The sequence below is a fragment of the Streptomyces ruber genome (genome assembly GCF_014648075.1).
In the GTDB taxonomy this organism is placed as follows: domain Bacteria; phylum Actinomycetota; class Actinomycetes; order Streptomycetales; family Streptomycetaceae; genus Streptomyces; species Streptomyces ruber.
This window is the reverse complement of the sequence record NZ_BMQK01000002.1, coordinates 315,741-337,346: the sequence shown is the minus strand read 5'-3', so window position 1 is coordinate 337,346 and position 21,606 is coordinate 315,741. Positions and strand designations below refer to the sequence as shown.

Here is a 21,606-nt window from a genome sequence, read left to right as displayed (position 1 = left end):
GAGCTATGCCGGGTCTGTCGAGTCTAATGTTCCGCCATGGACGGCGGTGGCCGGGTTCCGCGTTCGCGTCGCGTCACGCGTGTGGCCGTAGGACATCCTGCACCCGAGTTCCCGTACGAAACGTAACCGGGCAGGCGGAAGTGCCCGGCACCGACGCGGGGTGCCGGGCACTTCGGCCGGAAGAGGACGCCGGCGCTAGGCGCGGCCGGCCGTCTTCTGGGTCTTGCGGGTGACGGAGTCGATGACCACCGTCGTGAGCAGCACCGCCGCGGTGATCATGTACTTGACCGGCTCGGCGATGGACTCCAGCTGGAGGCCGTACTGGATCGAGACGATCACCATGACACCGAGGAGCGCGTTCCAGGTGCGGCCCCGGCCGCCGAAGAGGCTCGTGCCGCCGATGACGGCCGCCGCGATCGCGTTCATCAGCAGGTCACCGGCGCCGGCGCTCTGGTTCGCCGAGGCGATCTTCGAGGCCAGGAAGAGACCGCCCATGGCCGCGAAACCGCCGGAGATCGCGAAGACCGAGATCCGGATCGCGGTGACGTTGATGCCCGCGCGCCGGGACGCCTCGACGCTGCCGCCGAGCGCGAAGACCTTGCGGCCGTACGAGGTGCGGCGGAGCAGGAAGTCGGTGGCGACCAGGAACACCAGGAAGATCACCGTGGCCAGCGGCAGGCCCTTGTACTGGTTGTACATGAACGCCGCGGCGAAGGAGACCACCGCGAGCAGCACCGTGCGCAGGACCAGGTCGCTCATCGGGCGGGACGGGACGCCCGCGGCCTCGCGGCGGCGGTTGCCGAGGAAGCCCGTGAGGAAGAACACGGCGGTCACCACGGCGGCCAGGCCGTAGGCGGCGGCGATGTCCGAGAAGTGGTACGTGGTGAGCTGGCCGATCAGGCCGTCGCTGTCGAGGTTGATGGTGCCGTTCTCGCCCAGCGTCTGGAGCATGAAGCCCAGCCAGAAGAGCAGACCGGCCAGGGTGACCGCGAAGGCGGGCGCGCCGAGCACCGCGAAGAAGAAGCCGTGCAGGGCGCCGAAGGCGGCGCCGCCCGCGATGGCGGCGAGGACCGCGAGCCACTCGGGCCAGCCCTGGTTGACGGCGAGCACGGCGGCGAGGGCGCTGGCCGCGCCGCTGACCGAGCCGACGGAGAGGTCGATCTCACCGAGCAGCAGCACGAAGACGATGCCGACGGAGATCATGCCGGTGCCGACCATCGTGATGGTGATGTTGCTCAGGTTCTCCGCGGAGAGGAACGCGGAGTTCAGGCTCTGGAAGACGACGCAGATGACGATCAGGCCGACGACGACCGGGATGGAGCCCAGTTCACCGGCGCGCATCTTGCGCTTGAACTCGTCCAGGTAGCCCGCGAGACCCTGCTCGCGGACGAGGAGGCGGGGGTCGACGGCGGTGACCGCGGCGGCCGCGGCCTCGGTGTTCTCGACGGTGGCCGTCTTCTGCGGCTTCGTCGAGGCCTTGTCGGTGCTCACTTGCTGACCTCCCCGTTCGTGCGCGCCGCACGGCGGGTCACGGCGTTGTCGGTGGCGCCGGTGATGGCGGAGATGATCTCCTCCTGCGAGGTCGTCGCGACCTCGAAGACGCCGTTGTTGCGGCCGAGGCGCAGCACCGCCACCTTGTCGGCGACGGCCTTGACGTCGGCCATGTTGTGGCTGATGAGGATGACCGCGTGGCCGCGCTCGCGCAGCCGCTCGACCAGGTCGAGGACCTGGGCGGTCTGCTCGACGCCGAGGGCCGCGGTGGGCTCGTCGAGGATGACCAGCTTGGGCTCGCCGAGCATGGAGCGGGCGATGGCCACGGTCTGGCGCTGGCCGCCGGAGAGCGAGGCGATCGGGATGCGGACGCTCGGGATGCGGATCGAGAGGGTGGTGAGCAGGTCGCGGGCGCGCCGCTCCATCTCGACCTCGTCGAGGACGCCGCGCCGCTTGATCTCGCGGCCGAGGAAGAGGTTGCCGACGACGTCGATGTTGTCGCACAGCGCGAGGTCCTGGTAGACCGTCGCGATGCCGAGGTTCTGGGCGTCGTGCGGCTTGTTGACCGTGACCGGCCTGCCCTCCCACTCGATGACGCCCTCATCGATGGGGTGCACGCCGGCGATCGTCTTGACCAGCGTGGACTTTCCGGCGCCGTTGTCGCCGACCAGGGCGACCACCTCACCGGCGTGGATCTCGAGCGTGACGTCGGTGAGCGCCTGTACGGCACCGAACCGCTTGGAGACCCCGCGCAACGCCAGCACGGGCGTAGCGGACACGTGAACCATCTCCTTCGCCGCCTGAACCGGCGGGAGGTTGTGCTGAGAAAAGTATGGGGGGGGAGTTCCGTCCGGCGCCCCGGACGAGCTTTGCGGGGCTGGTGAACACGGGGCGCCGGAGGAGCTGTGGGCGGACGGGGCCGGTGGGTCACCGGGCCCCGGCCGCGTGTGCGGGACCTGTCGCGTGCCGCCCGTCGCGGGCCGGACCCGTCATGGGCCGTACCCGTCACGGAGCCGGTTCCGTCGCGGGACCGTACCCGTCGCGGAGCCGGTTCCGTCGCGGGACCGTACCCGTCGCGGAGCCGGTTCCGTCGCGGGACCGTACCCGTCGCGGAGCCGGTTCCGTCACGGGACCGTACCCGTCGCGGGACCGTACCCGTCACGGGCCGGACCCGTACGGGAGCCGTCCTCCGTGCGGGAGCCGGTGGGCTCGGCCGGTCGCGGCGGGCCGGGCCGGTGAACTCCCGTACGGGTGGGGCGACGTGAGCCGGGACCTACTCGAGGCCGAGCTCGGCGCAGGCCGACTTGTACTTGTCCGAGCAGATCTCGGCGACGGTGTAGATGCCGTCCTTGATGACGGTGTCGTTGACGTTCTCCTTGGTCAGGGAGACGACCGGGACGAGCACCGCCGGGACGTCCTTGGCGCTCTCGCTGGAGACCTTGTCCTTGGCGATGGAGCCGAGGTCCTCGCCCTTGCCGAGGGCGACCGCCATCTCGGCGGCCATTGCGGCCTCCTGCGGGTAGGACTTGTACACGCTCATGTACTGCTCGCCGGTGATGACGCGCTGCACGGCCGCGAGCTCGGCGTCCTGGCCGGTGACCGGGATGTCCGCGACGCCGGCGGCCTTGAGGGCGGTGATGATGCCGCCGGCCATGCCGTCGTTGGCGGAGAGGACACCGGCGATCTTGTCCTTGCCGAGCGCCGAGATCGCCGACTCCATGTTGGCGTTGGCGTTGTCCGGCGACCACTCCTTGGTGTCGAACTCGCGGCCGATCTTGACCTTGCCGTCGAGGACGGAGTGGGCGCCGTCCTTGTACTGCTTGGCGTTCGGGTCGGTGATCGCCCCGTTCATCATGACGATCTGGCTGTCGGCGGCCTTGTCGCCCAGGGCCTTGAGCAGGGCCTCGCCCTGGGTGCGGCCGACTTCCTCGTTGTCGAAGGAGGTGTAAGCGCTGATCGGCCCCTCGGCGAGGCGGTCGTAGGCGACGACCGGGATACCGGCCTCCTTCGCCTTCTGCACCGAGTTCTTGATGGCCTTGGCGTCCACCGCGTCCAGGATGAGCACGTCCACCTTGTTGGTGACCATCGTGTCCACCTGCTGGCTCTGCAGGTTGGCGTCCTGCCGCGCGTTGTTGTACAGGACCTCGGCCTTGTTGTTCGTGAGCTCCTTGATCTTCTTCTCGATCAGGGGCTTGTCGAACTTCTCGTACCGAGCGGTCTTGTTCTCGGGAAGGAGCAGGCCGATCTTGAGGTCGTCGCCCTTGGGAGCGGCGGCGGACTCGCTGTCGCCGCCCGCCTCCTCGGCGCTGCCACAGGCGGCGAGCGAGACGGCCATCGCGGCGGTGGCAACGGCAACAGCGGCACGACGCATACGCGTGTTCACTTCAGAAACCTCCCTGACATGGCCGCGTCGTTGCGGCCGAGGTGGCTGGAAGTCAACTCGGCCACGCGTGCGACGTCAAGAAGTAAATCCTTAACGAGATGGCAACGGTGCCATACGTTCTCTAAGTGAAGGCAGGGGTGACTGCGGGTGACGTGCCGTCCAAAAGTGTCGAATCGCCCATCTCGCTGAGCGCCAGCGCGAGGGCCCCGAGCACCTCGGCCCGGCCCCCGAGCGCCCCCGGCAGCACCGACAGATGCCGGGCGGCGCTGGGGATCGCGTACCGTCCGACGGACTCCCTGATGGGTCCGAGGACCAGCTCACCGGCCTCGGCGAGGTCGCCGCCGAGCACCACCCGGCTGGGGTTCAGCAGGTTGCAGAGGTTGGCGACCCCGCTGCCGATGTGCCGGCCGACGTCCGCGATCACGCGACGGCACCCCGGGTCGCCGTTCCGCCCCAGCCTCACCACGCCTTCCATGGTCAGGTCGGTGCCGTGACTGGGCGTCAGGAGCGGCAGCACGTACCGCGCGGCCGTGAAGGTCTCCAGGCAGCCGCGGTTGCCGCAGCGGCACACCGGTCCCGACTCGTCCAGCGTGATGTGACCGATCTCTCCCGCCGTGCCGCCGGGCCCCCGGTAGATCCGCCCGTCGATCACCAGCCCGGCGCCGACACCGCTCGCGACCTTGATGTACGCCAGGTCCCTGACCCCCCGGCCGCTCCCCCACACCAGCTCGCCCAGGGCGCCCAGGTTGGCGTCGTTGTCGACGTGCACGGGCACGCCGAGCCGCCCGCGCAGCTCCTCGGCGGGCCGGGTGCCGCTCCAGCCCGGCAGGATGGAGGTGGAGCCGAGGGTGCCGGACTCCACGTCGATCGGGCCGGGCACACCGAGGCCCACGCCCGCGATCTTGGCGCGGTCCACGCCGGTGGCCTCGATGAGCCGGTTGACGAGCTGCTCGGCCCGGTCGAAGCCCTGCGCGGCGGACGCGTCCACGTCGAGCGGCTCGGACTCCTCGGCCAGCACCTGGTGGGCGAGGTTCCCGACCGCGACGCGCAAATGCGTGTGCCCGAAGTCGACGCCGATCACGATGCCGGCGTCCCCGCTCAGCGAGACGGCACGGGCCCGGCGGCCACCCGCCGAGGTCGGTGTGACCTCGACGGTCCCGCCCTCCCTCAGCTCGCGCACGATGTTGGAGACCGTCGCCGCGGACAGGCCCGTCGTCCTCGCGATCTCCGCCTGCGTGAGCGAACCGGCGAGCCGCACGGCCCGTACCACCCGCTCGAGGTTGGCCCGGTGCAGCGACGACTGCGACCCTGGAGTCTCCACGACGACCTCCCGCGCCCGAGGCCGCTTCGATGAGGCCCCGCGTATGTCCAACTAGTGAACTCTAAGCTGAGCCGTTCGGGTTGCCTCCCGTCAAGAGGTTGAGCAAGAGGTGACTCCGCTCCCGTGAGCAAATGGGTGGTGTGCTGGTGAATTGCCGCCCCTGCCTGCGGCAATACGCACTCCGGTGAGCGCGGCCACGGCCCGGCCGCCCGGCCCGGCGCCCCGCCACCCGCCCGGTCCACGGGGAAGGCGGCCACCGGCAGCGGACCGCACCCGCCGTTCGACCCCCTCGCCCTCGACTCCGTCCCCGTCCCCACCCCCGCCCTCGTCCCCGTCCCCGTCCCCGTCCCCGTCCCCGTCCCCGTCCCCGTCCCCGTCCCCGAAAGAACGCTGCCCGCGTGGGTATCCGTAAGCGTCGACGGACTGGGCACGGTGACTACCTGGGGAGTCAGGATGTACTCGGCCGACGGTGCGAGCACTGTCGCTCACCCAAGGAACTGACGGCGACGCGGGCGTGCGCGCGAGGAGCTCGGCTGTCTCCGCGGGGCTCAACGGGACGTTGACGACGACGATGCTGCCGGCGCGTTCGACGGCACCCGCCTGTGCGCGTCGAGCCGAGACGGCAGAGGGGCGGTAAGGAGCCTTCGCGCTCCCTACCGCCCCTCAACGCGGCCTTACTTCAGCGCCCCCGCGGTCAGCCCCTGCACCACCTGCCGCTGGAACAGGATGTACGCGGCCAGCACCGGCAGCATCGCCATCACCAGGCCCGCGAACAGGCCCGACCAGTCACCCTTGTAGCCCTGGCTGGTGGCCAGTTCGACCAGGCCCTGGGAGAGCACCTTCTTGTCCGGGTCCGTGTTCAGGACCGTCGGCAGCATGTACTGGTTCCACTGGCCGAGGAAGTTGAAGATGCCCACGCTGATCAGGCCGGGCTTGGCCATCGGCAGCATGATCTGGAAGAACGTCCGGGTGTGCGAGGCGCCGTCGACGAACGCGGCCTCGGCGATCGACGTCGGCAGCGTCCTGAAGAACGAGGTCAGGAAGAACACCGTGAACGGGAGTGAGTAGGCGATGTAGACGAGGATCAGGCCCGGCAGGGTGTTCAGCAGGCTCATATTGCTGAGCACGTAGAACAGCGGGACCAGGGCGAGCATGACCGGGAAGCTCATGCCGCCCACGAAGAGGAAGTAGACGAGGCGGTTGCCCGGGAACTCGAAGCGGGCCAGCACGTACGCCGCCATCGAGCCCAGCACCAGCGTGCCGACCAGCGAACAGCTCACCACGATCAGCGTGTTGCCGAAGTAGTCGCTCATGTGGGCCTGCGACCAGGCGCGCGACCAGTTCTCGAAGTGCAGCCGGTCCGGCAGCGACCAGGGCGAGCTGAAGATGGAGCTGTCGTCCTTGAAGGACGTGATGACCGCCCAGACGAGCGGCAGCACGACCATGATCGCCCAGATGATCAGGATGCCGTGCGAGAAGACGTTGAGGACGCCGCCGCCCTCGCCGCCCCTGGCGGCCTCCTCCTTCGCGGGGTCCGTCGTCGCCGCCTGCGGGCGGGCCTCGAGCGGCTCCAGGGGCGGCGGGGTGTCGGTGGTCTTCATCAGTACTCCAGCCGCTCGCGCCGGCCCAGCCGCATCACGACCGCCGCGAACAGCAGCGTGACGATGAGCAGGGCGACACCGATCGTCGTTGCGTAGGCGGCGTTCGCGTCCCGGAACGCCGATTGGTACACGTACAGAGGGAGCACGCTCGTCGAGTAGTCGGGGCCGCCGGGGCCGACCGTCATGATCTGCACGACGGCGAAGGCCTCGGCGCCGAGGGCCAGGATGCCCATGTAGACCCAGCCGGACTGCACGGTGTCCCAGAGCAGGGGCAAGGTGATCCGGAAGAAGGTGGTGAAGCGGTTGGCGCCGTCGAGGAGGGCGGCCTCGTAGAAGTCCTTGGGGATCGAGGCCATGCCCGCCGAGAACAGCACCACGAAGAACCCGACCGTGCTCCACAGCAGCACCGCCATCACGCACCACAGGGCCAGGTTCGGGTCCCCCAGCCAGTTCGGCCGGACGTCGCCGAACCCGATCGACTCCAGCGTCCCGTTGATCACGCCGTCGTTCGGGTTGTACGCGAACTGGAACAGCAGGGCGACGATCGCGATCGACAGCACCTGCGGGAAGAAGTATGCGATCTTGTAGAAGCCCGAACCGCGCACGCCCGTGATGGCGGCGCCCTTCCGGCGCCGCCCCCCGACGTTGAGCATGAAGGCGAAGAACAGCGCGAGGCCCAGCGTCACCAGCGGCAGCAGCAGCGCGAAGATCACGCTGTGCTGCAGCGACTTCCAGAAGACGTCGTCTCCCAGCATCCTGCTGTAGTTGGCGAAGCCAACCATCGCGAAGTCGGGGCTCAGCCCGGTCCAGTCGGTGAACGAGTAGTAGATCGCCTGGACGAACGGCCAGATGACGAAGACCGCGTACAAGGCCAGGGGAACGATCAGGAACCCCGCGATGAACCGGTACTTGCCGTGTTGCATGATCAACGACCCCGATCGGTTGGCGGCCGCCGCCGCTGATGACGCTGCCGTGCCACGTGCCGCTACTGGTGCTTGTAGTGCTTGATGGACTCGTCCTTCGCCGTCGCGTCCGCGAAGTCCTGGATCTTCTTGATGGCCTCGGCCGGGGTGATCCGCCCCGCCATCATCTCGCCGAGCCCGGAGACGCCGATCTGCTCCTTCTGGAGCTTCACGTACCAGTCGCCGATGCGCGGGTTCACGATGTTGTCGCCGGCCTTGTCCAGGGCCGCGACCGCCGACTTCAGGCCGGGCGTCAGCTCGATGCCGTCGGTGCCGCCGTTGAGCGCCGACAGCGACTTCACCTGGGCGGTGAAGTTCTTCGAGGAGGTCTCGCCGAGCATGATGCGGAGCTGTTCCATGCCGCCCGCCACGTTGTTGGCCTGGGCCGGGACGATGAAGGGCTCGCCGCCGGACGCCCAGAGAGTGCCGAACGGCATCTTGTCCGACGCGTCCAGGGCGGAGGGCGCGCCCACGGAGAGCCGGAAGTCGTCCGGGATCACGCTGGCGGACTCGTTCTCCACCCAGGAGCCGTTCGGGATGAAGAGTGCCTCGCCCTTGGCCCAGGCGGTCTGCGACTGGATGTGGTCGATGCCCGGGGTGCCCTGGAGGACGTAACCCTTCCGCTGGAGCTCGTAGTACGCCTCGAAGGCGGCCTTGACGGCCGGATGCTTCCAGGCGTTCGGCTCGAGGTTGTCGATGCTGTCGAGCACCTCCCGCCCGCCGATCTTGGCGATGAAGGGGTACAGCGAGAACGGGACGTAGTACGGGTACTTGCCGGCGTACGTCCAGCCGGCGATGCCCTGCTTCTTCGCCTTGGCGCACAGTGCGAGCATCGCGTCCCAGTCCTCGGGGTACTCCGCGTCGAGCCGGTCCAGCGCGGTCTGCGAGTACCACACGCCGTAGACGGTGTACGCGTAGTACAGGGTCCACACCGGGTCGCCGTCGAACCGGCCCATCTCGACGATGCCCGGGCGCAGCGTGTCGCGAACCTTCTTCGACGGGTCGTCGATGGACGGCGCGTCGAGCAGCGGCGTGAGGTCGGCGAGCTGCTTCTTGGAGCTGAGCACACCCACGTCCATCTGCTGGGCGCCGGAGTTGTCGATGAGGTCCGGCGGGGTGCCGCCGTTGAACTTCGGCTGCAGCTCGGACTGGATCTTCTGGGTGCTGTGGAAGTCGATCTTCGCGTCGGGGAAGGCCTTCTTGTACTCCGCGTTGGCGTCGGTCGCGTACTTGGTGCCGAACCCGCCGTCGAAGATGACGACGGACAGCGCGGCGCTCCCGTCGACACCCAGCGGGTTCTGCTCGGTCTTCTTGCCCTCCTTGGCCTTGTCCTGCGAGCCGCCCCCGCCGCTGGCACAGGCGGACAGGAAACTCATGGCCGGTACGGATACCAGGCCGAGGGCCGCCGAACGTTTGAGCAGATTGCGGCGGCCGACGCCTGCGGAACCATTGCTCGTGCCGGAAGTGGATCCCATGCTCAAGTCCTCGCTTTCTCCAGGACTCAGGCGGTGTACCGGATCCTCCCCGGCACCGCGGTCGGGTTCAAGCTGGGTGGTACTCGGATGGTGCTGGTGGTGCTGGGTCGTGCGAAGCGTGCGTGAGGGATTCAACCGGGACGGGTGGCCCGTCGGCGTGTGTGACACGTCCGCGGCCGCCCGGGTTTCCTCCCCGGACCGTGCGTGTCCTCAGCAGTCGAACGACTGGGCGGATGCGACAGGTATAGTCCACTTGCCGACGGGGGATCAACATCGAGAACAAGGTTGGCCGTGGGTCTTTTCCTAGTTGAGACCTCGCGGAAATATGAGCGGAGCGGCTCCGTTCTCCATGGAAGATCTACACGCTCCCGCCCCGTCAGGAGTGGGGCCTGCGGTAGGAATCGCGCCACGCGCGTCCCCGGATGCCTCACTCAACACCCTTGACAGCGCCGACCACTTGAACCCTACTTGTGCTTGCGCAGCAAGTTGACAACGTTGTCCGATTCTGATCGTCGGTGATCAGGCGCAGCAGGGAGGGTGCTCGCAGCATGCGGCACAGATGGGGTTCCACGGCGGCGCTCGGCGCGGCCGCGTTCGCACTGGTCCTGGCCTCGCAGGGAGCGGCGGTCGCGCTGCCCGCCCGCGCGGCCGCGGACCGGGAGTTCGCTTCTTCGTTCGAGACAGACGATCCCGCACCGGACTGGCTCAATACCGTCGACACGGCACCGGACGGCTCCAAGCGGGCCTCCGGCGTCGACGGCGGCTACAGCAGCGGCATCCCCGGCAATGTGACCGACCACGTCACGGACGTCCGGGCCAGCGGCGAGAACACGGGTGCGAACGAGGTGAAGGAGAACCTCGCCGACGGCGAACCGGGCAGCAAATGGCTGACCTTCGCGCCCACCGGCTGGGCCGAGTTCGACCTCGACGCCCCGGCCGCGATCACGACGTACGCGCTGACCTCGGCCAACGACCACGCCGAACGCGACCCGAGGGACTGGGTGCTCAAGGGCTCGGCGGACGGCGTGGCGTGGACGGTCCTCGACACCCGGACGGGCGAGTCGTTCCCGGAGCGGTACCAGACGAAGTCGTACGGCCTCCAGGCACCGGCCGAGTACCGGCACTTCCGACTGGAGATCACCCGGAACAACGGCGCGTCCGACGCCCTCCAACTCGCCGACGTGCAGTTCTCCACGGGCGGCGAGGAGAACGAGCCGGTCCCGCAGGACATGCTCACGCTGGTCGACCGCGGACCGAGCGGCTCGCCCACCGCGAAGTCCGGCGCGGGCTTCACCGGCAAGCGGGCGCTGCGGTACGCGGGCCGCCACACGGCGGACGACCGGGCGTACTCGTACAACAAGGTCTTCGACGTCGATGTGGCGGTCGGCCGGAACACCGAGCTGGCCTACCGGATCTTTCCCCAGATGGCCGACGGCGACCTGGACTACGACGCCACCAACGTCTCCGTCGACCTCGCCTTCACCGACGGCACCTATCTGAGCGACCTGCGCGCCACCGACCAGCACGGCTTCCCGCTGACACCCCGCGGGCAGGGCGACGCCAAGGTGCTGTACGTCAACCAGTGGAACAACGTCACCTCGCGCATAGGCTCGGTCGCGGCCGGCCGGACGGTGGACCGCATCCTGGTCGCGTACGACTCCCCGAAGGGGCCGGCGAAGTTCCGCGGCTGGATCGACGACGTGGCGCTGCGGGTCAAGGCCCCCGAGAAGCCGAAGGCCCACCTGTCGGACTACGCGGTCACCACCCGCGGCACCCACTCCACCGGCAGCTTCTCGCGCGGCAACAACATACCGGCGACCGCCGTGCCGCACGGCTTCAACTTCTGGACCCCGGTGACCAACGCCGGCTCGCTGAGCTGGCTGTACGACTACCACCGCGGCAACAACGCGGACAACCTGCCCACGATCCAGGCCTTCAGCGCGAGCCACGAGCCGAGCCCCTGGATGGGCGACCGGCAGACCTTCCAGGTGATGCCGTCGGCCGCCGCCGGTACCCCGGACACCGGCCGCGAGGCCCGGGAGCTGGCCTTCCGGCACGAGAACGAGACGGCGCGCCCGCACTACTACGGGGTGCGCTTCGAGAACGGCGTCAAGGCCGAGATGGCGCCGACCGACCACGCGGCGGTCATGCGCTTCACCTACCCCGGTGACGACGCGAGCGTCCTCTTCGACAACGTCACCGACCAGGCGGGCCTGACGCTGAACGAGGCGGACGGCACCTTCACCGGCTACTCGGACGTGAAGTCCGGCCTGTCGACGGGCGCGACCCGGCTGTTCGTGTACGGCACGTTCGACAAGCCGGTCACGGACGGCGGTTCGTCGGGCGTCAAGGGCCACCTGCGCTTCGACGCGGGCGCCGACCGCACCGTCACCCTGCGCATCGCCACCTCGCTCATCAGCGTCGGCCAGGCGAAGGACAACCTGCGCCAGGAGATCCCGGACGGCACCTCGTTCGACAAGGTGAAGCAGCGGGCGCAGCGGCAGTGGGACCAGCTCCTCGGCAGGGTCGAGGTGGAGGGCGCGACCCCGGACCAGCTGACCACGCTGTACTCCGGCATGTACCGGCTCTTCCTCTACCCGAACTCCGGTTTCGAGAAGGTCGGCGGCAAGGACAGGTACGCGTCCCCGTTCACGGCGATGGAGAGCCAGGACACCCCCACGCACACCGGCGCGAAGATCGTCGACGGCAAGGTGTACGTGAACAACGGCTTCTGGGACACCTACCGCACCACCTGGCCGGCGTACTCCCTGCTCACCCCCGAGAAGGCCGGCGAGCTGGTCGACGGGTTCGTGCAGCAGTACAAGGACGGCGGCTGGACCTCGCGCTGGTCCTCCCCCGGCTACGCCGACCTGATGACGGGCACCTCCTCGGACGTCGCGTTCGCGGACGCGTACGTCAAGGGCGTGCGGATGGACGCGAAGGCCGCGTACGAGGCCGCGCTGAAGAACGCGACGGTGGTGCCGCCCTCCTCCGGCGTCGGCCGCAAGGGCATGGAGACCTCGCCGTTCCTCGGCTACACGAGCACCGGGACGCACGAGGGCCTGTCGTGGGCGCTGGAGGGCTTCCTCAACGACTACGGCATCGCCCGGATGGGCCGGGCCCTGTACGAGAAGACGGGCGAGAAGCGCTACAAGGAGGAGTCGGACTACTTCCTGGACCGCGCCCGGGACTACGTGAACCTCTTCGACGAGGACGCGGGCTTCTTCCAGGGCAAGGACGCCAACGGTGACTGGCGGGTCGACTCGGCCGAGTACGACCCGCGCGTGTGGGGCTACGACTACACGGAGACCAACGGCTGGGGCTACGCCTTCACCGCCCCGCAGGACAGCCGGGGCCTGGCCAACCTGTACGGCGGCCGGAAGGGCCTCGCCGAGAAGCTCGACGAGTACTTCTCCACGCCCGAGACGGCGTCGCCCGAGTTCAAGGGGTCGTACGGCGGCGTCATCCACGAGATGACCGAGGCCCGCGACGTGCGCATGGGCAACTACGGCCACTCCAATCAGGTCGCGCACCACGTGACCTACATGTACGACGCGGCCGGGCAGCCCTGGAAGACGCAGGAGAAGGTCCGCGAGGTGCTCTCCCGCCTCTACACCGGCAGTGAGATCGGGCAGGGCTACCCCGGCGACGAGGACAACGGCGAGCAGTCCGCCTGGTACCTGTTCTCCTCGCTCGGCTTCTACCCGCTGGTGATGGGCAGCGGCGAGTACGCCATCGGCTCCCCGCTGTTCAAGAAGGCGACCGTCCACCTGGAGAACGGCCGGGACCTGGTGATCAAGGCCCCGAAGAACAGCGCGAAGAACGTCTACGTGCAGGGCCTGAAGGTCAACGGCAAGAAGTGGACGTCGACCTCGCTGCCGCACTCGCTGATCGCCAAGGGCGCGGTGCTGGAGTTCGACATGGGGCCGAAGCCGTCGGCGTGGGGCACGGGCAAGAACGCGGCGCCCGTCTCGATCACGAAGGACGACGAGGTGCCGACGCCCCGCTCGGACGCGCTGGAGGGCGAGGGCGCGCTCTTCGACGACACCTCGGCGACGGACGCGACCGTCGTCTCCGTCGACCTCCCGGTCTCCGGGCGCACGAAGGCGGTGCAGTACACGCTGACGTCGTCCAGGGACCGGACGAAGGCACCGGCGGGCTGGACGCTCCAGGGCTCGAAGGACGGCACGTCCTGGCAGACCCTCGACCGGCGCTCCGGCGAGTCCTTCGCCTGGGACCGGCAGACGCGCGCGTTCTCGGTGCAGAAGCCGGGGGCGTACCAGCACTACCGGCTCGTCCTGACCGGTGAGTCGACGCTGGCGGAGGTGGAGCTGCTGTCCTGACGCCCGGTACCGGCGCTTCGCACGGAAAGGCGGCGTGAGGTGGGAACGGGACCCCTCGGCGGGTTCCGGTCCACCGGGGGCTGGGAGCGCTCCCACCTCACGCACCTGGAGAAGTTAGCTCCCTGCGGTCGCCTTGTAAACGTTTGACGCAGGGGTTTCACGCTTCCGCGAAGGCAACGGGCCGCACCCCCCGGAAGACGGGGGATGCGGCCCGAACTGCCGTACTGACGCGCTTACTTGCGGATCAGGCTCCGCAGCACGTACTGCATGATGCCGCCGTTGCGGTAGTAGTCGGCCTCACCGGGGGTGTCGATCCGGACGACCGCGTCGAACTCGACGCCCGTGTCGGTGGTGACCTTGACCGTGCGCGGCGTGGTGCCGTCGTTCAGCTCGGTGACGCCGGTGACCGAGAAGGCCTCCTCACCGGTCAGACCGAGGGACTCGGCGGACTGGCCCTCCGGGAACTGGAGCGGCAGGACGCCCATGCCGATGAGGTTCGAGCGGTGGATGCGCTCGTACGACTCGGCGATGACGGCCTTCACGCCGAGGAGCGCGGTGCCCTTGGCCGCCCAGTCGCGGGACGAGCCGGAGCCGTACTCCTTGCCGGCCAGGACGACCAGCGGGATGCCCTGCTCGATGTAGTTGCGCGAGGCGTCGTAGATGAAGGAGACCGGGCCGCCCTCCTGCGTGAAGTCACGCGTGTAGCCGCCCTCGGTGCCCGGCGCGATCTGGTTGCGCAGGCGGATGTTGGCGAACGTACCGCGGATCATGACCTCGTGGTTGCCGCGGCGCGAGCCGTAGCTGTTGAAGTCGCGGCGCTCCACACCGTGCTCGGTGAGGTACTTGCCCGCCGGGGTGTCGGCCTTGATCGCACCGGCCGGGGAGATGTGGTCGGTGGTGACCGAGTCGCCCAGCTTGGCGAGCACACGGGCGCCCGTGATGTCCTCGACCGGGGCCGGCTCCATCTCCATGCCCTCGAAGTACGGGGGCTTGCGGACGTAGGTGGACTCCGGGTCCCACTCGAAGGTGTCGCCGGTCGGGATCGACAGCGACTGCCACTGGGCGTCGCCGGCGAAGACGTCGGAGTAGGACTTGGAGAACATGTCCTCGCCGATGGCGTTCGCCACGACGTCGTTGACCTCGGCCTCGGAGGGCCAGATGTCCTTCAGGAAGACCGGGTTGCCGTCCTGGTCGGTGCCCAGGGCGTCCTTGGTGATGTCCACCTTCATGGAACCCGCGATGGCGTACGCGACGACCAGCGGCGGGGAGGCCAGGTAGTTCATCTTGACGTCGGGGTTGATGCGGCCCTCGAAGTTCCGGTTGCCGGAGAGGACCGAGGTGACCGCGAGGTCGTGGTCGTTGACGGCCTTGGAGACCTCCTCCGGCAGCGGGCCGGAGTTGCCGATGCAGGTGGTGCAGCCGTAGCCGACGAGGTTGAAGCCGACCTTGTCGAGGTACGGGGTCAGCCCGGCCTTGTCGAAGTAGTCCGTGACGACCTTCGAGCCCGGGGCGAGGGTGGTCTTGACCCACGGCTTGCGGGTCAGGCCCTTCTCGACCGCCTTCTTGGCCACCAGCGCGGCGGCGACCATGACGTACGGGTTGGAGGTGTTGGTGCAGGAGGTGATGGCCGCGACGGTGACCGCGCCGTGGTCCAGCGTGTAGGTCGAGCCGTCGGGGGCGGTGACGGGGACCGGGTTGGACGGGACGGTGCCGTTCGGGATGGTCGACGGGGAGTCGGAGCCGGGGAAGGACTCCTTGCTGGCCTCATACTCGTCGATGGAGACGTAGTTGAGGACGTCCTGCTTGAACTGCTCGGCGGCGTTCGCGAGGACGATGCGGTCCTGCGGGCGCTTCGGGCCGGCGATCGACGGGACGACCGTCGACAGGTCCAGTTCGAGCTTCTCGGAGAAGTCGGGCTCGGCGGCCGGGTCCAGCCAGAGGCCCTGCTCCTTGGCGTACGCCTCGACCAGCGCGACCTGCTGCTCGGAGCGGCCGGTGAGCCTGAGGTAGCTCAGGGTCTCGTCGTCGATCGGGAAGATCGCGGCGGTGGAGCCGAACTCCGGCGACATGTTGCCGATGGTGGCGCGGTTGGCGAGGGAGGTGGCGGCCACGCCCTCACCGTAGAACTCGACGAACTTGCCGACGACGCCATGCTTGCGCAGCATCTCGGTGATGGTCAGCACGAGGTCGGTGGCGGTGGTGCCGGGCTGGAGCTCACCGGTCAGCTTGAAGCCGACGACGCGCGGGATGAGCATGGAGACCGGCTGGCCGAGCATCGCGGCCTCGGCCTCGATGCCGCCGACGCCCCAGCCGAGCACGCCGAGGCCGTTGACCATGGTGGTGTGCGAGTCGGTGCCGACGAGGGTGTCGGGGTACGCCTGGCCGTTGCGCACCATGACCGTGCGCGCCAGGTGCTCGATGTTCACCTGGTGCACGATGCCGGTGCCCGGCGGGACGACCTTGAAGTCGTCGAACGCGGTCTGGCCCCAGCGCAGGAACTGGTAGCGCTCCTTGTTGCGGCCGTACTCCAGGTCGACGTTCTGCTTGAAGGCGTCGTTGGTGCCGAACTTGTCGGCGATGACGGAGTGGTCGATGACCATCTCGGCCGGGGAGAGCGGGTTGATCTTGTTCGGGTCGCCGCCCAGCTCCTTGACGGCCTCACGCATGGTGGCGAGGTCCACCACGCAGGGCACGCCGGTGAAGTCCTGCATGATCACGCGGGCCGGCGTGAACTGGATCTCCTGCGACGGCTGGGCCTGGGAGTCCCAGTTGCCGAGGGAGCGGATGTGGTCGGCGGTGATGTTCGCGCCGTCCTCGGTACGGAGCAGGTTCTCCAGCAGGACCTTGAGGCTGTACGGCAGGCGGGCCGAGCCCTCCACCTTGTCCAGCCGGAAGATCTCGTACGACTCGTCGCCCACCTGCAGCGTGCTGCGGGCGTCGAAGCTGTTCGCCGACACGACAGTCTCCTTCTTTATGTGCGCGTACCACCGGCATCCTGCCGCCACGCCGTCTCGACGATCCGCTAAGGTAAGGCTAAGTTAGGTTCGCCTTACCGCCAGCTTGGTGATGGCGCGCGGCCTCGGTGCGCCTCGGCAGATATCTCGATGTCGAGATAACTCTAGTACATGGGGGCCGCTTGGTCATGCCCGGGCCCGCCGTGATGTCCGCCCGTGACCCACGGGTCACTTACGGGTGCCCCGCCGCGGCGGAAGATGACGCGGAGTGCGGGCTTTCACTTTCAACCAGATGGGCGCGGGCACCCATCGGCACGCGGAGCCGGGGTAAGCGGGGAGCCAAGGACCACCACCGACAACCGGCGACCGGCGACCGGCACCCCGGAAGGAGCCCGACGTGCCCCTGACGTTCCGCAAGAGTTTCCGCATCTTCCCCGGCGTACGGCTGAACATCAACAGGCGCTCGTGGTCCATCACCACCGGCGGCAGGAGCGGCCCGCGCTACACGCACAGCAGCACGGGGCGCCGCACGACGTCGATGGACCTGCCGGGCCCGTTCGGCTGGCGCAGCACCCGCACGGCCAGGCGCCGCTGAACACTCCGGGCCGGAGCGGTCACTGACGCCTCATCATCCGAACGCCGCCCTCCGGATGCGAAATCTCATATGTGAGATAGTCTCGACTCATGGCAGACGACTACCTCGTACGCATCGGCAAGCTCATCCGTGATGCCCGGCAGCACCGGGGCTGGACGCAGTCGCAGCTCGCGGAGGCTCTCGGTACCAGCCAGAGCGCCGTCAACCGCATCGAGCGCGGCAACCAGAACATCAGCCTTGAGATGATCGCCCGCATCGGCGAGGCCCTGGACAGCGAGATCGTCTCCCTGGGCTACGCCGGTCCGATGCACCTGCGCGTGGTCGGCGGACGTCGTCTGTCGGGCGCCATCGACGTCAAGACCAGCAAGAACGCGTGCGTGGCACTGCTGTGCGCCTCGCTGCTCAACAAGGGGCGCACGGTGCTGCGCCGGGTGGCGCGCATCGAGGAGGTCTACCGCCTCCTCGAGGTGCTCGGCTCGATCGGCGTCCGCACCCGCTGGATCAACGACGGCGTCGACCTGGAGATCATCCCTCCGGCCACCCTCGACATGGACGCCATCGACGCGGAGGCGGCGGTCCGCACCCGCTCCATCATCATGTTCCTCGGCCCGCTGCTGCACCGGCTGGACCGCTTCAGGCTCCCGTACGCGGGCGGCTGCGACCTCGGCACCCGCACCATCGAGCCGCACATGATCGCGCTGCGCCGGTTCGGCCTGGAGGTCGCCGCGACGGAGGGCCACTACCACGCCGTGGTCGACCGCTCGGTCTCCCCCGGCCGCCCCATCGTCCTGACGGAGCGCGGCGACACGGTCACGGAGAACGCGCTCCTCGCCGCCGCCCGCCACCCCGGTACCACGGTCATCCGCAACGCCTCCTCCAACTACATGGTCCAGGACCTGTGCTTCTTCCTGGAGGCCCTGGGCGTGCGGGTGGAGGGCATCGGCACGACCACGCTCACCGTGCACGGCGTGCCGGACATCGACGTGGACGTGGACTACTCGCCCTCCGAGGACCCGGTCGAGGCGATGAGCCTGCTGGCGGCGGCCGTCGTCACGGAGTCGGAGCTGACGGTCCGGCGCGTGCCCATCGAGTTCCTGGAGATCGAGCTCGCGGTGCTGGAGGAGATGGGCCTCGACCACGACCGCACCCCCGAGTACGTCGCGGACAACGGCCGCACCCGGTTGATCGACCTGACGGTCCGCCCCTCGAAGCTCGAGGCGCCGATCGACAAGATCCACCCCATGCCGTTCCCCGGACTGAACATCGACAACGTCCCGTTCTTCGCCGCGATCGCGGCGGTGGCCCAGGGCAAGACCCTGATCCACGACTGGGTCTACGACAACCGGGCGATCTACCTGACCGACCTGAACCGCCTCGGCGGCCGCCTCCAGCTGCTGGACCCCCACCGCGTCCTGGTCGAGGGCCCGACCCGCTGGCGCGCCGCCGAGATGATGTGCCCGCCGGCACTGCGGCCCGCGGTGGTGGTGCTGCTGGCGATGATGGCGGCGGAGGGCACGTCGGTGCTGCGCAATGTCTACGTGATCAACCGGGGGTACGAGGATCTGGCGGAGCGGTTGAACTCCGTGGGGGCGCAGATCGAGATCTTCCGGGACATCTGAAGGTTCCAGGAGAAAGTATCGCGAAGCCCCTCCTGACCTGGGACCCGGGCCACGGGTCACGGGTTCCGGGTCGGGACGGCACGCGGCGGCAGCCCGCACGACTCAGCCGACCCCCGTGACGACTGTCTCCGGTTCCGCCCCGGCGGAAGCGGCGCCCAGGACCGGGACGAGCCGGGAGTGCCAGCCAATGGCACAGGCCATACCACGTCTCTCGAACAGCCGGGCGACGCCCGCACCCAGTGCGGCACCGGTCTCTCCGGGCAGCGGCGACAGCCAGGCGTCACGAAGCGTGGGCAGGGTCCGCAGCGCACCGGTCGATCCGGCCGCGTGACCGGCGTTGCCGGCGAGGACGAGGTTCCACGGGCCGGCGCCCTTCCAGGAGCGGATGCGGTCATCCAGGTCCCGCGGGGCCGGGGAGGGGACCCGGCCGCCGCTGTCGACCCATCCGGAGGGCGTGATGTAGGAGAGCCGCGCGGCCGTCCCGCCGTCGCCCACCACGATGAGGGCGGGCTCGCCCCGACGGGCGAAAGGGCTGATGGCGTAGGCGCCCGCGAGGTGCGCGAACGCGCGGCCGAAGCCGCGGAAGGGGTACTTCCTCCCTCGCATCGAGAAGGTGCCGGTCAATGCCGTCGCCAGCGAACGGGTGCCCGCTGCGGAGCGGTCCGGCGCTGCCTCCGCGCCGGTACCGACTCCGGCGATGACGAACTCGGCGATGTCACCGGGACGGTAACCGAAGTCCGCCAGGATGTCCGGCAGCGGTTCGAAGGGCCGGTCCGATCGCGGCATCGCCACGTCGAACAACAGGACATCGTCCTCGAGAAGGACGACGGAGCCGTCAGATGTCGGATCGAGGGCGCAGATCAGCATGGGGGGTCTCCTCGTGTCGGTCGCCGCCCCGCACGTCCCCCGGCGGCCGCGCGGCCTCGGTGCCGCGCACCGTCCTGCGCGTCAGCACGGCGAACAGCAGGCAGACGGCACCGGAGCCCGCGAGGGCGAAGGCGATGGACTCGGGCAGGCGTGAGCCTCCGACGAGCGCCTGCACGGCGGCGGGAAGAGCGGCGTTGCCGAGCATGCAGCACAGGGTCAGGGCCGAGGTGGCCCGCTGGGGTACGCGCACCAGCCCGGACAGCCAGGAAATGAGAGTCGGCAGCACCGGCGCCAGGCACAGTCCGGCGAGGGGGTAGGCGACGACGGCCGCGTTCGGGACGGCGGCCAGCAGGAGCATGGCCGTTCCGGCCGAGAGGTAGAGCGGGATGCTCGTACTCGGGTGGAGGTGCCGGGTGAGGCGGGGCACCACCAGGCGTCCCACCGCCATACCCGCCCAGAAGCCGGAGGCCGCGAGGGTGGCCGTCTGCGTGTCCCAGCCACTGCGCACCAGTTGGGTCGACTGCCAGGCCCCGATGCTGGTCTCCGTCCCGGCATAGCACAGGCCGACGGCGAGGAACAGCACGATGGGGAGGCCGAGCCCCGCATGGCGGGCGGGTGTGCTCCCGTTCTCGTGCTCCTTCGCGTCCGCTGCCGCCTCCAGTACGACGCCCGCGCGCCACACCGGAACGCAGACCAGGGCGATCAGTGCGGTGATCAGGGCGAGCAGGCGGATGTCGACCCGCCCCACGGCTCCGGCCGCCAGCGGGCCGAGCATGGCGCCGATGCCGAAGACCGCGTTGAGGCGGTTCACCATCACCACGCTCCGGTCCCCGAAGCCACGTGCGAAGGCCGTGTTGAGCAGCAGGGTCAGGCCGCCGTAACCGACGCCGGCCATGGTGGCGAACGACAGGTACCAGGACCAGGCGGGGCTGAGGCCCATCCCGGCCGCCCCTCCGGCGAAGACGGCCAACAGTACGCCGATGGCGGGACGCACCCTCATCCTGCGGCCGAGGAGGCCGATGACGACGGTGGACACCAGCGCACCCGCGTTGTAGAAGGTGACGATGCTCCCGGGATGCCGTGTGGTCGAGAACTGCTCCCTGAGGTACGGCAGGGAGGCCCCGAGGGACGCCGTGAGGATGCCGAGGACGAGGAAGACGAGGAAGGCGGAGAGCTCACCGGACCTGGGCATCACCCGTGGCCCGGCCGGCACGGCCGTCGCCGCCGCGGAGCCACCGCTGTCGCCGCCGCGCCGCGGTCTCGAACCACCGTCAGACATGGGCGCCCACTTCCCCGGCGGTGAAGCGGATCGCTACGTCCAGGCCGGTGAGTACGGCACCGCGGGCATCGGTCTCCAGGAGGAGGCCGGTGAAGTCGTCGGCCACGGCCACCGCGCCCGCCCGGCGGAGGCCGTCACCGCCGATGCCCACGCACACCGCGCCCGCCGCCACCGCGGAGGTGACGCCGCTCAGCGAGTCCTCGAAGACCAGCGTGCGTGCGGGAGCGCTGCCCAGTGACTCGAAGGCCTTCAGGTAGGGGTCGGGATGCGGCTTGCCACGCGTCACGTCGTCCCGTGTGACCCGGGTGTCGAAGAGGTGCAGAATGCCCAGCCGCCCCAGCGCGTTCTCGATCTTGCGCGGCCAGCCGGCGGTCGCCAGCGCGAGGGGAACCCCCTCCTGTGCGAGCCGGAGCACCAGCGCGTCGGCTCCCGGGACGGCCTGGTACGGTGACTCCTCCTCCAGCTCGTCCACCTCCGCCCAGATCGCGGCGCGCTGGTCGTCCGTGTGGTCAGGGAAGAGCAGCCGCACCGTCTCCGCTCCGGCACGCCCGTGCACGTGATGTTCGATGTCCGCGGAAGCCAGTACGCGGCCGTGACGTCGCGCCACGTCCCTCCAGGCGTTCTCGATCACCGTCCTGGAGTCGATCAGGACTCCGTCCATGTCGAAGACGACGGCCTCGACCTCATACCGCGTACCGGCTTCTGACGTCATCGGG

14 protein-coding genes are annotated in these 21,606 nt (G+C 69.2%); 3 read left to right on the top strand and 11 right to left on the bottom strand.

The window, feature by feature from the left end; translation table 11 throughout:
• Positions 1 to 195: 195 nt before the first annotated feature.
• From IEZ04_RS06010 to ngcE, 7 genes are all read right to left on the bottom strand, one after another.
• Positions 196 to 1,491 (bottom strand): sugar ABC transporter permease, encoded by a 1,296-nt coding sequence (locus tag IEZ04_RS06010; protein WP_189215623.1) that lies wholly within the window; start codon positions 1,489 to 1,491, stop codon positions 196 to 198.
• The gene (locus IEZ04_RS06005; protein ID WP_189215622.1) at positions 1,488 to 2,279 is read right to left on the bottom strand and encodes an ATP-binding cassette domain-containing protein; all 792 of its coding nucleotides are present in this window, start codon (positions 2,277 to 2,279) and stop codon (positions 1,488 to 1,490) included. Before IEZ04_RS06005 ends, IEZ04_RS06010 begins: the two co-directional genes overlap by 4 nt.
• A 485-nt stretch (positions 2,280 to 2,764) precedes the next feature.
• Positions 2,765 to 3,862, bottom strand: a complete 1,098-nt coding sequence (locus IEZ04_RS06000; RefSeq protein WP_189216024.1) for a sugar ABC transporter substrate-binding protein — start codon at positions 3,860 to 3,862, stop codon at positions 2,765 to 2,767.
• 133 nt (positions 3,863 to 3,995) lie between these two features.
• Positions 3,996 to 5,195 carry an ROK family transcriptional regulator gene (locus IEZ04_RS05995; protein ID WP_189215621.1) on the bottom strand — a complete coding sequence of 400 codons (1,200 nt, stop codon included), beginning with the start codon at positions 5,193 to 5,195 and terminating at the stop codon, positions 3,996 to 3,998.
• Between the two features lie 674 nt (positions 5,196 to 5,869).
• A complete protein-coding gene (locus tag IEZ04_RS05990) occupies positions 5,870 to 6,796 on the bottom strand; it encodes a carbohydrate ABC transporter permease (RefSeq protein ID WP_189215620.1) in 927 nt (308 codons plus the stop codon).
• Positions 6,796 to 7,719 (bottom strand): carbohydrate ABC transporter permease, encoded by a 924-nt coding sequence (locus IEZ04_RS05985; RefSeq protein ID WP_189215619.1) that lies wholly within the window; start codon positions 7,717 to 7,719, stop codon positions 6,796 to 6,798. Before IEZ04_RS05985 ends, IEZ04_RS05990 begins: the two co-directional genes overlap by 1 nt.
• 62 nt (positions 7,720 to 7,781) lie before the next feature.
• Positions 7,782 to 9,233 carry an N-acetylglucosamine/diacetylchitobiose ABC transporter substrate-binding protein gene (gene ngcE / locus IEZ04_RS05980; RefSeq protein ID WP_189215618.1) on the bottom strand — a complete coding sequence of 484 codons (1,452 nt, stop codon included), beginning with the start codon at positions 9,231 to 9,233 and terminating at the stop codon, positions 7,782 to 7,784.
• 548 nt (positions 9,234 to 9,781) lie between these two features.
• On the opposite strand from ngcE, the gene IEZ04_RS05975 reads away from it, so the two are divergent.
• Positions 9,782 to 13,576 carry a GH92 family glycosyl hydrolase gene (locus tag IEZ04_RS05975; RefSeq protein ID WP_189215617.1) on the top strand — a complete coding sequence of 1,265 codons (3,795 nt, stop codon included), beginning with the start codon at positions 9,782 to 9,784 and terminating at the stop codon, positions 13,574 to 13,576.
• A gap of 233 nt (positions 13,577 to 13,809) precedes the next feature.
• On the opposite strand, the gene acnA is transcribed toward IEZ04_RS05975, so the two are convergent.
• Positions 13,810 to 16,533 carry an aconitate hydratase AcnA gene (gene acnA, locus IEZ04_RS05970; protein WP_189215616.1) on the bottom strand — a complete coding sequence of 908 codons (2,724 nt, stop codon included), beginning with the start codon at positions 16,531 to 16,533 and terminating at the stop codon, positions 13,810 to 13,812.
• A 394-nt stretch (positions 16,534 to 16,927) separates the two neighbouring features.
• Between acnA and IEZ04_RS05965 the strand changes: the two genes are divergently transcribed.
• Together IEZ04_RS05965 and IEZ04_RS05960 are read left to right on the top strand one after the other, a co-directional pair.
• Complete coding sequence (locus IEZ04_RS05965; protein ID WP_189215615.1) at positions 16,928 to 17,125, top strand: DUF4236 domain-containing protein; 198 nt, start codon at positions 16,928 to 16,930, stop codon at positions 17,123 to 17,125.
• 89 nt (positions 17,126 to 17,214) lie between these two features.
• Positions 17,215 to 18,744, top strand: a complete 1,530-nt coding sequence (locus tag IEZ04_RS05960) for a helix-turn-helix domain-containing protein (RefSeq protein ID WP_189215614.1) — start codon at positions 17,215 to 17,217, stop codon at positions 18,742 to 18,744.
• 102 nt (positions 18,745 to 18,846) lie between these two features.
• Here the strand turns inward: IEZ04_RS05960 and IEZ04_RS05955 are convergent, their stop codons facing one another.
• The 3 genes from IEZ04_RS05955 to IEZ04_RS05945 are packed head-to-tail and all read right to left on the bottom strand — an operon-like array spanning position 18,847 to position 21,602.
• Entirely contained in the window at positions 18,847 to 19,611 is a 765-nt protein-coding gene (locus IEZ04_RS05955) for a hypothetical protein (RefSeq protein WP_189215613.1), read from the bottom strand.
• Positions 19,580 to 20,890, bottom strand: coding sequence for an MFS transporter (locus IEZ04_RS05950; protein WP_189215612.1), 1,311 nt, complete (start codon positions 20,888 to 20,890; stop codon positions 19,580 to 19,582). The genes IEZ04_RS05955 and IEZ04_RS05950 overlap by 32 nt, the downstream gene beginning before the upstream one ends.
• Positions 20,883 to 21,602 carry an HAD family hydrolase gene (locus IEZ04_RS05945; protein WP_189215611.1) on the bottom strand — a complete coding sequence of 240 codons (720 nt, stop codon included), beginning with the start codon at positions 21,600 to 21,602 and terminating at the stop codon, positions 20,883 to 20,885. The genes IEZ04_RS05950 and IEZ04_RS05945 overlap by 8 nt, the downstream gene beginning before the upstream one ends.
• Positions 21,603 to 21,606: the final 4 nt, after the last annotated feature.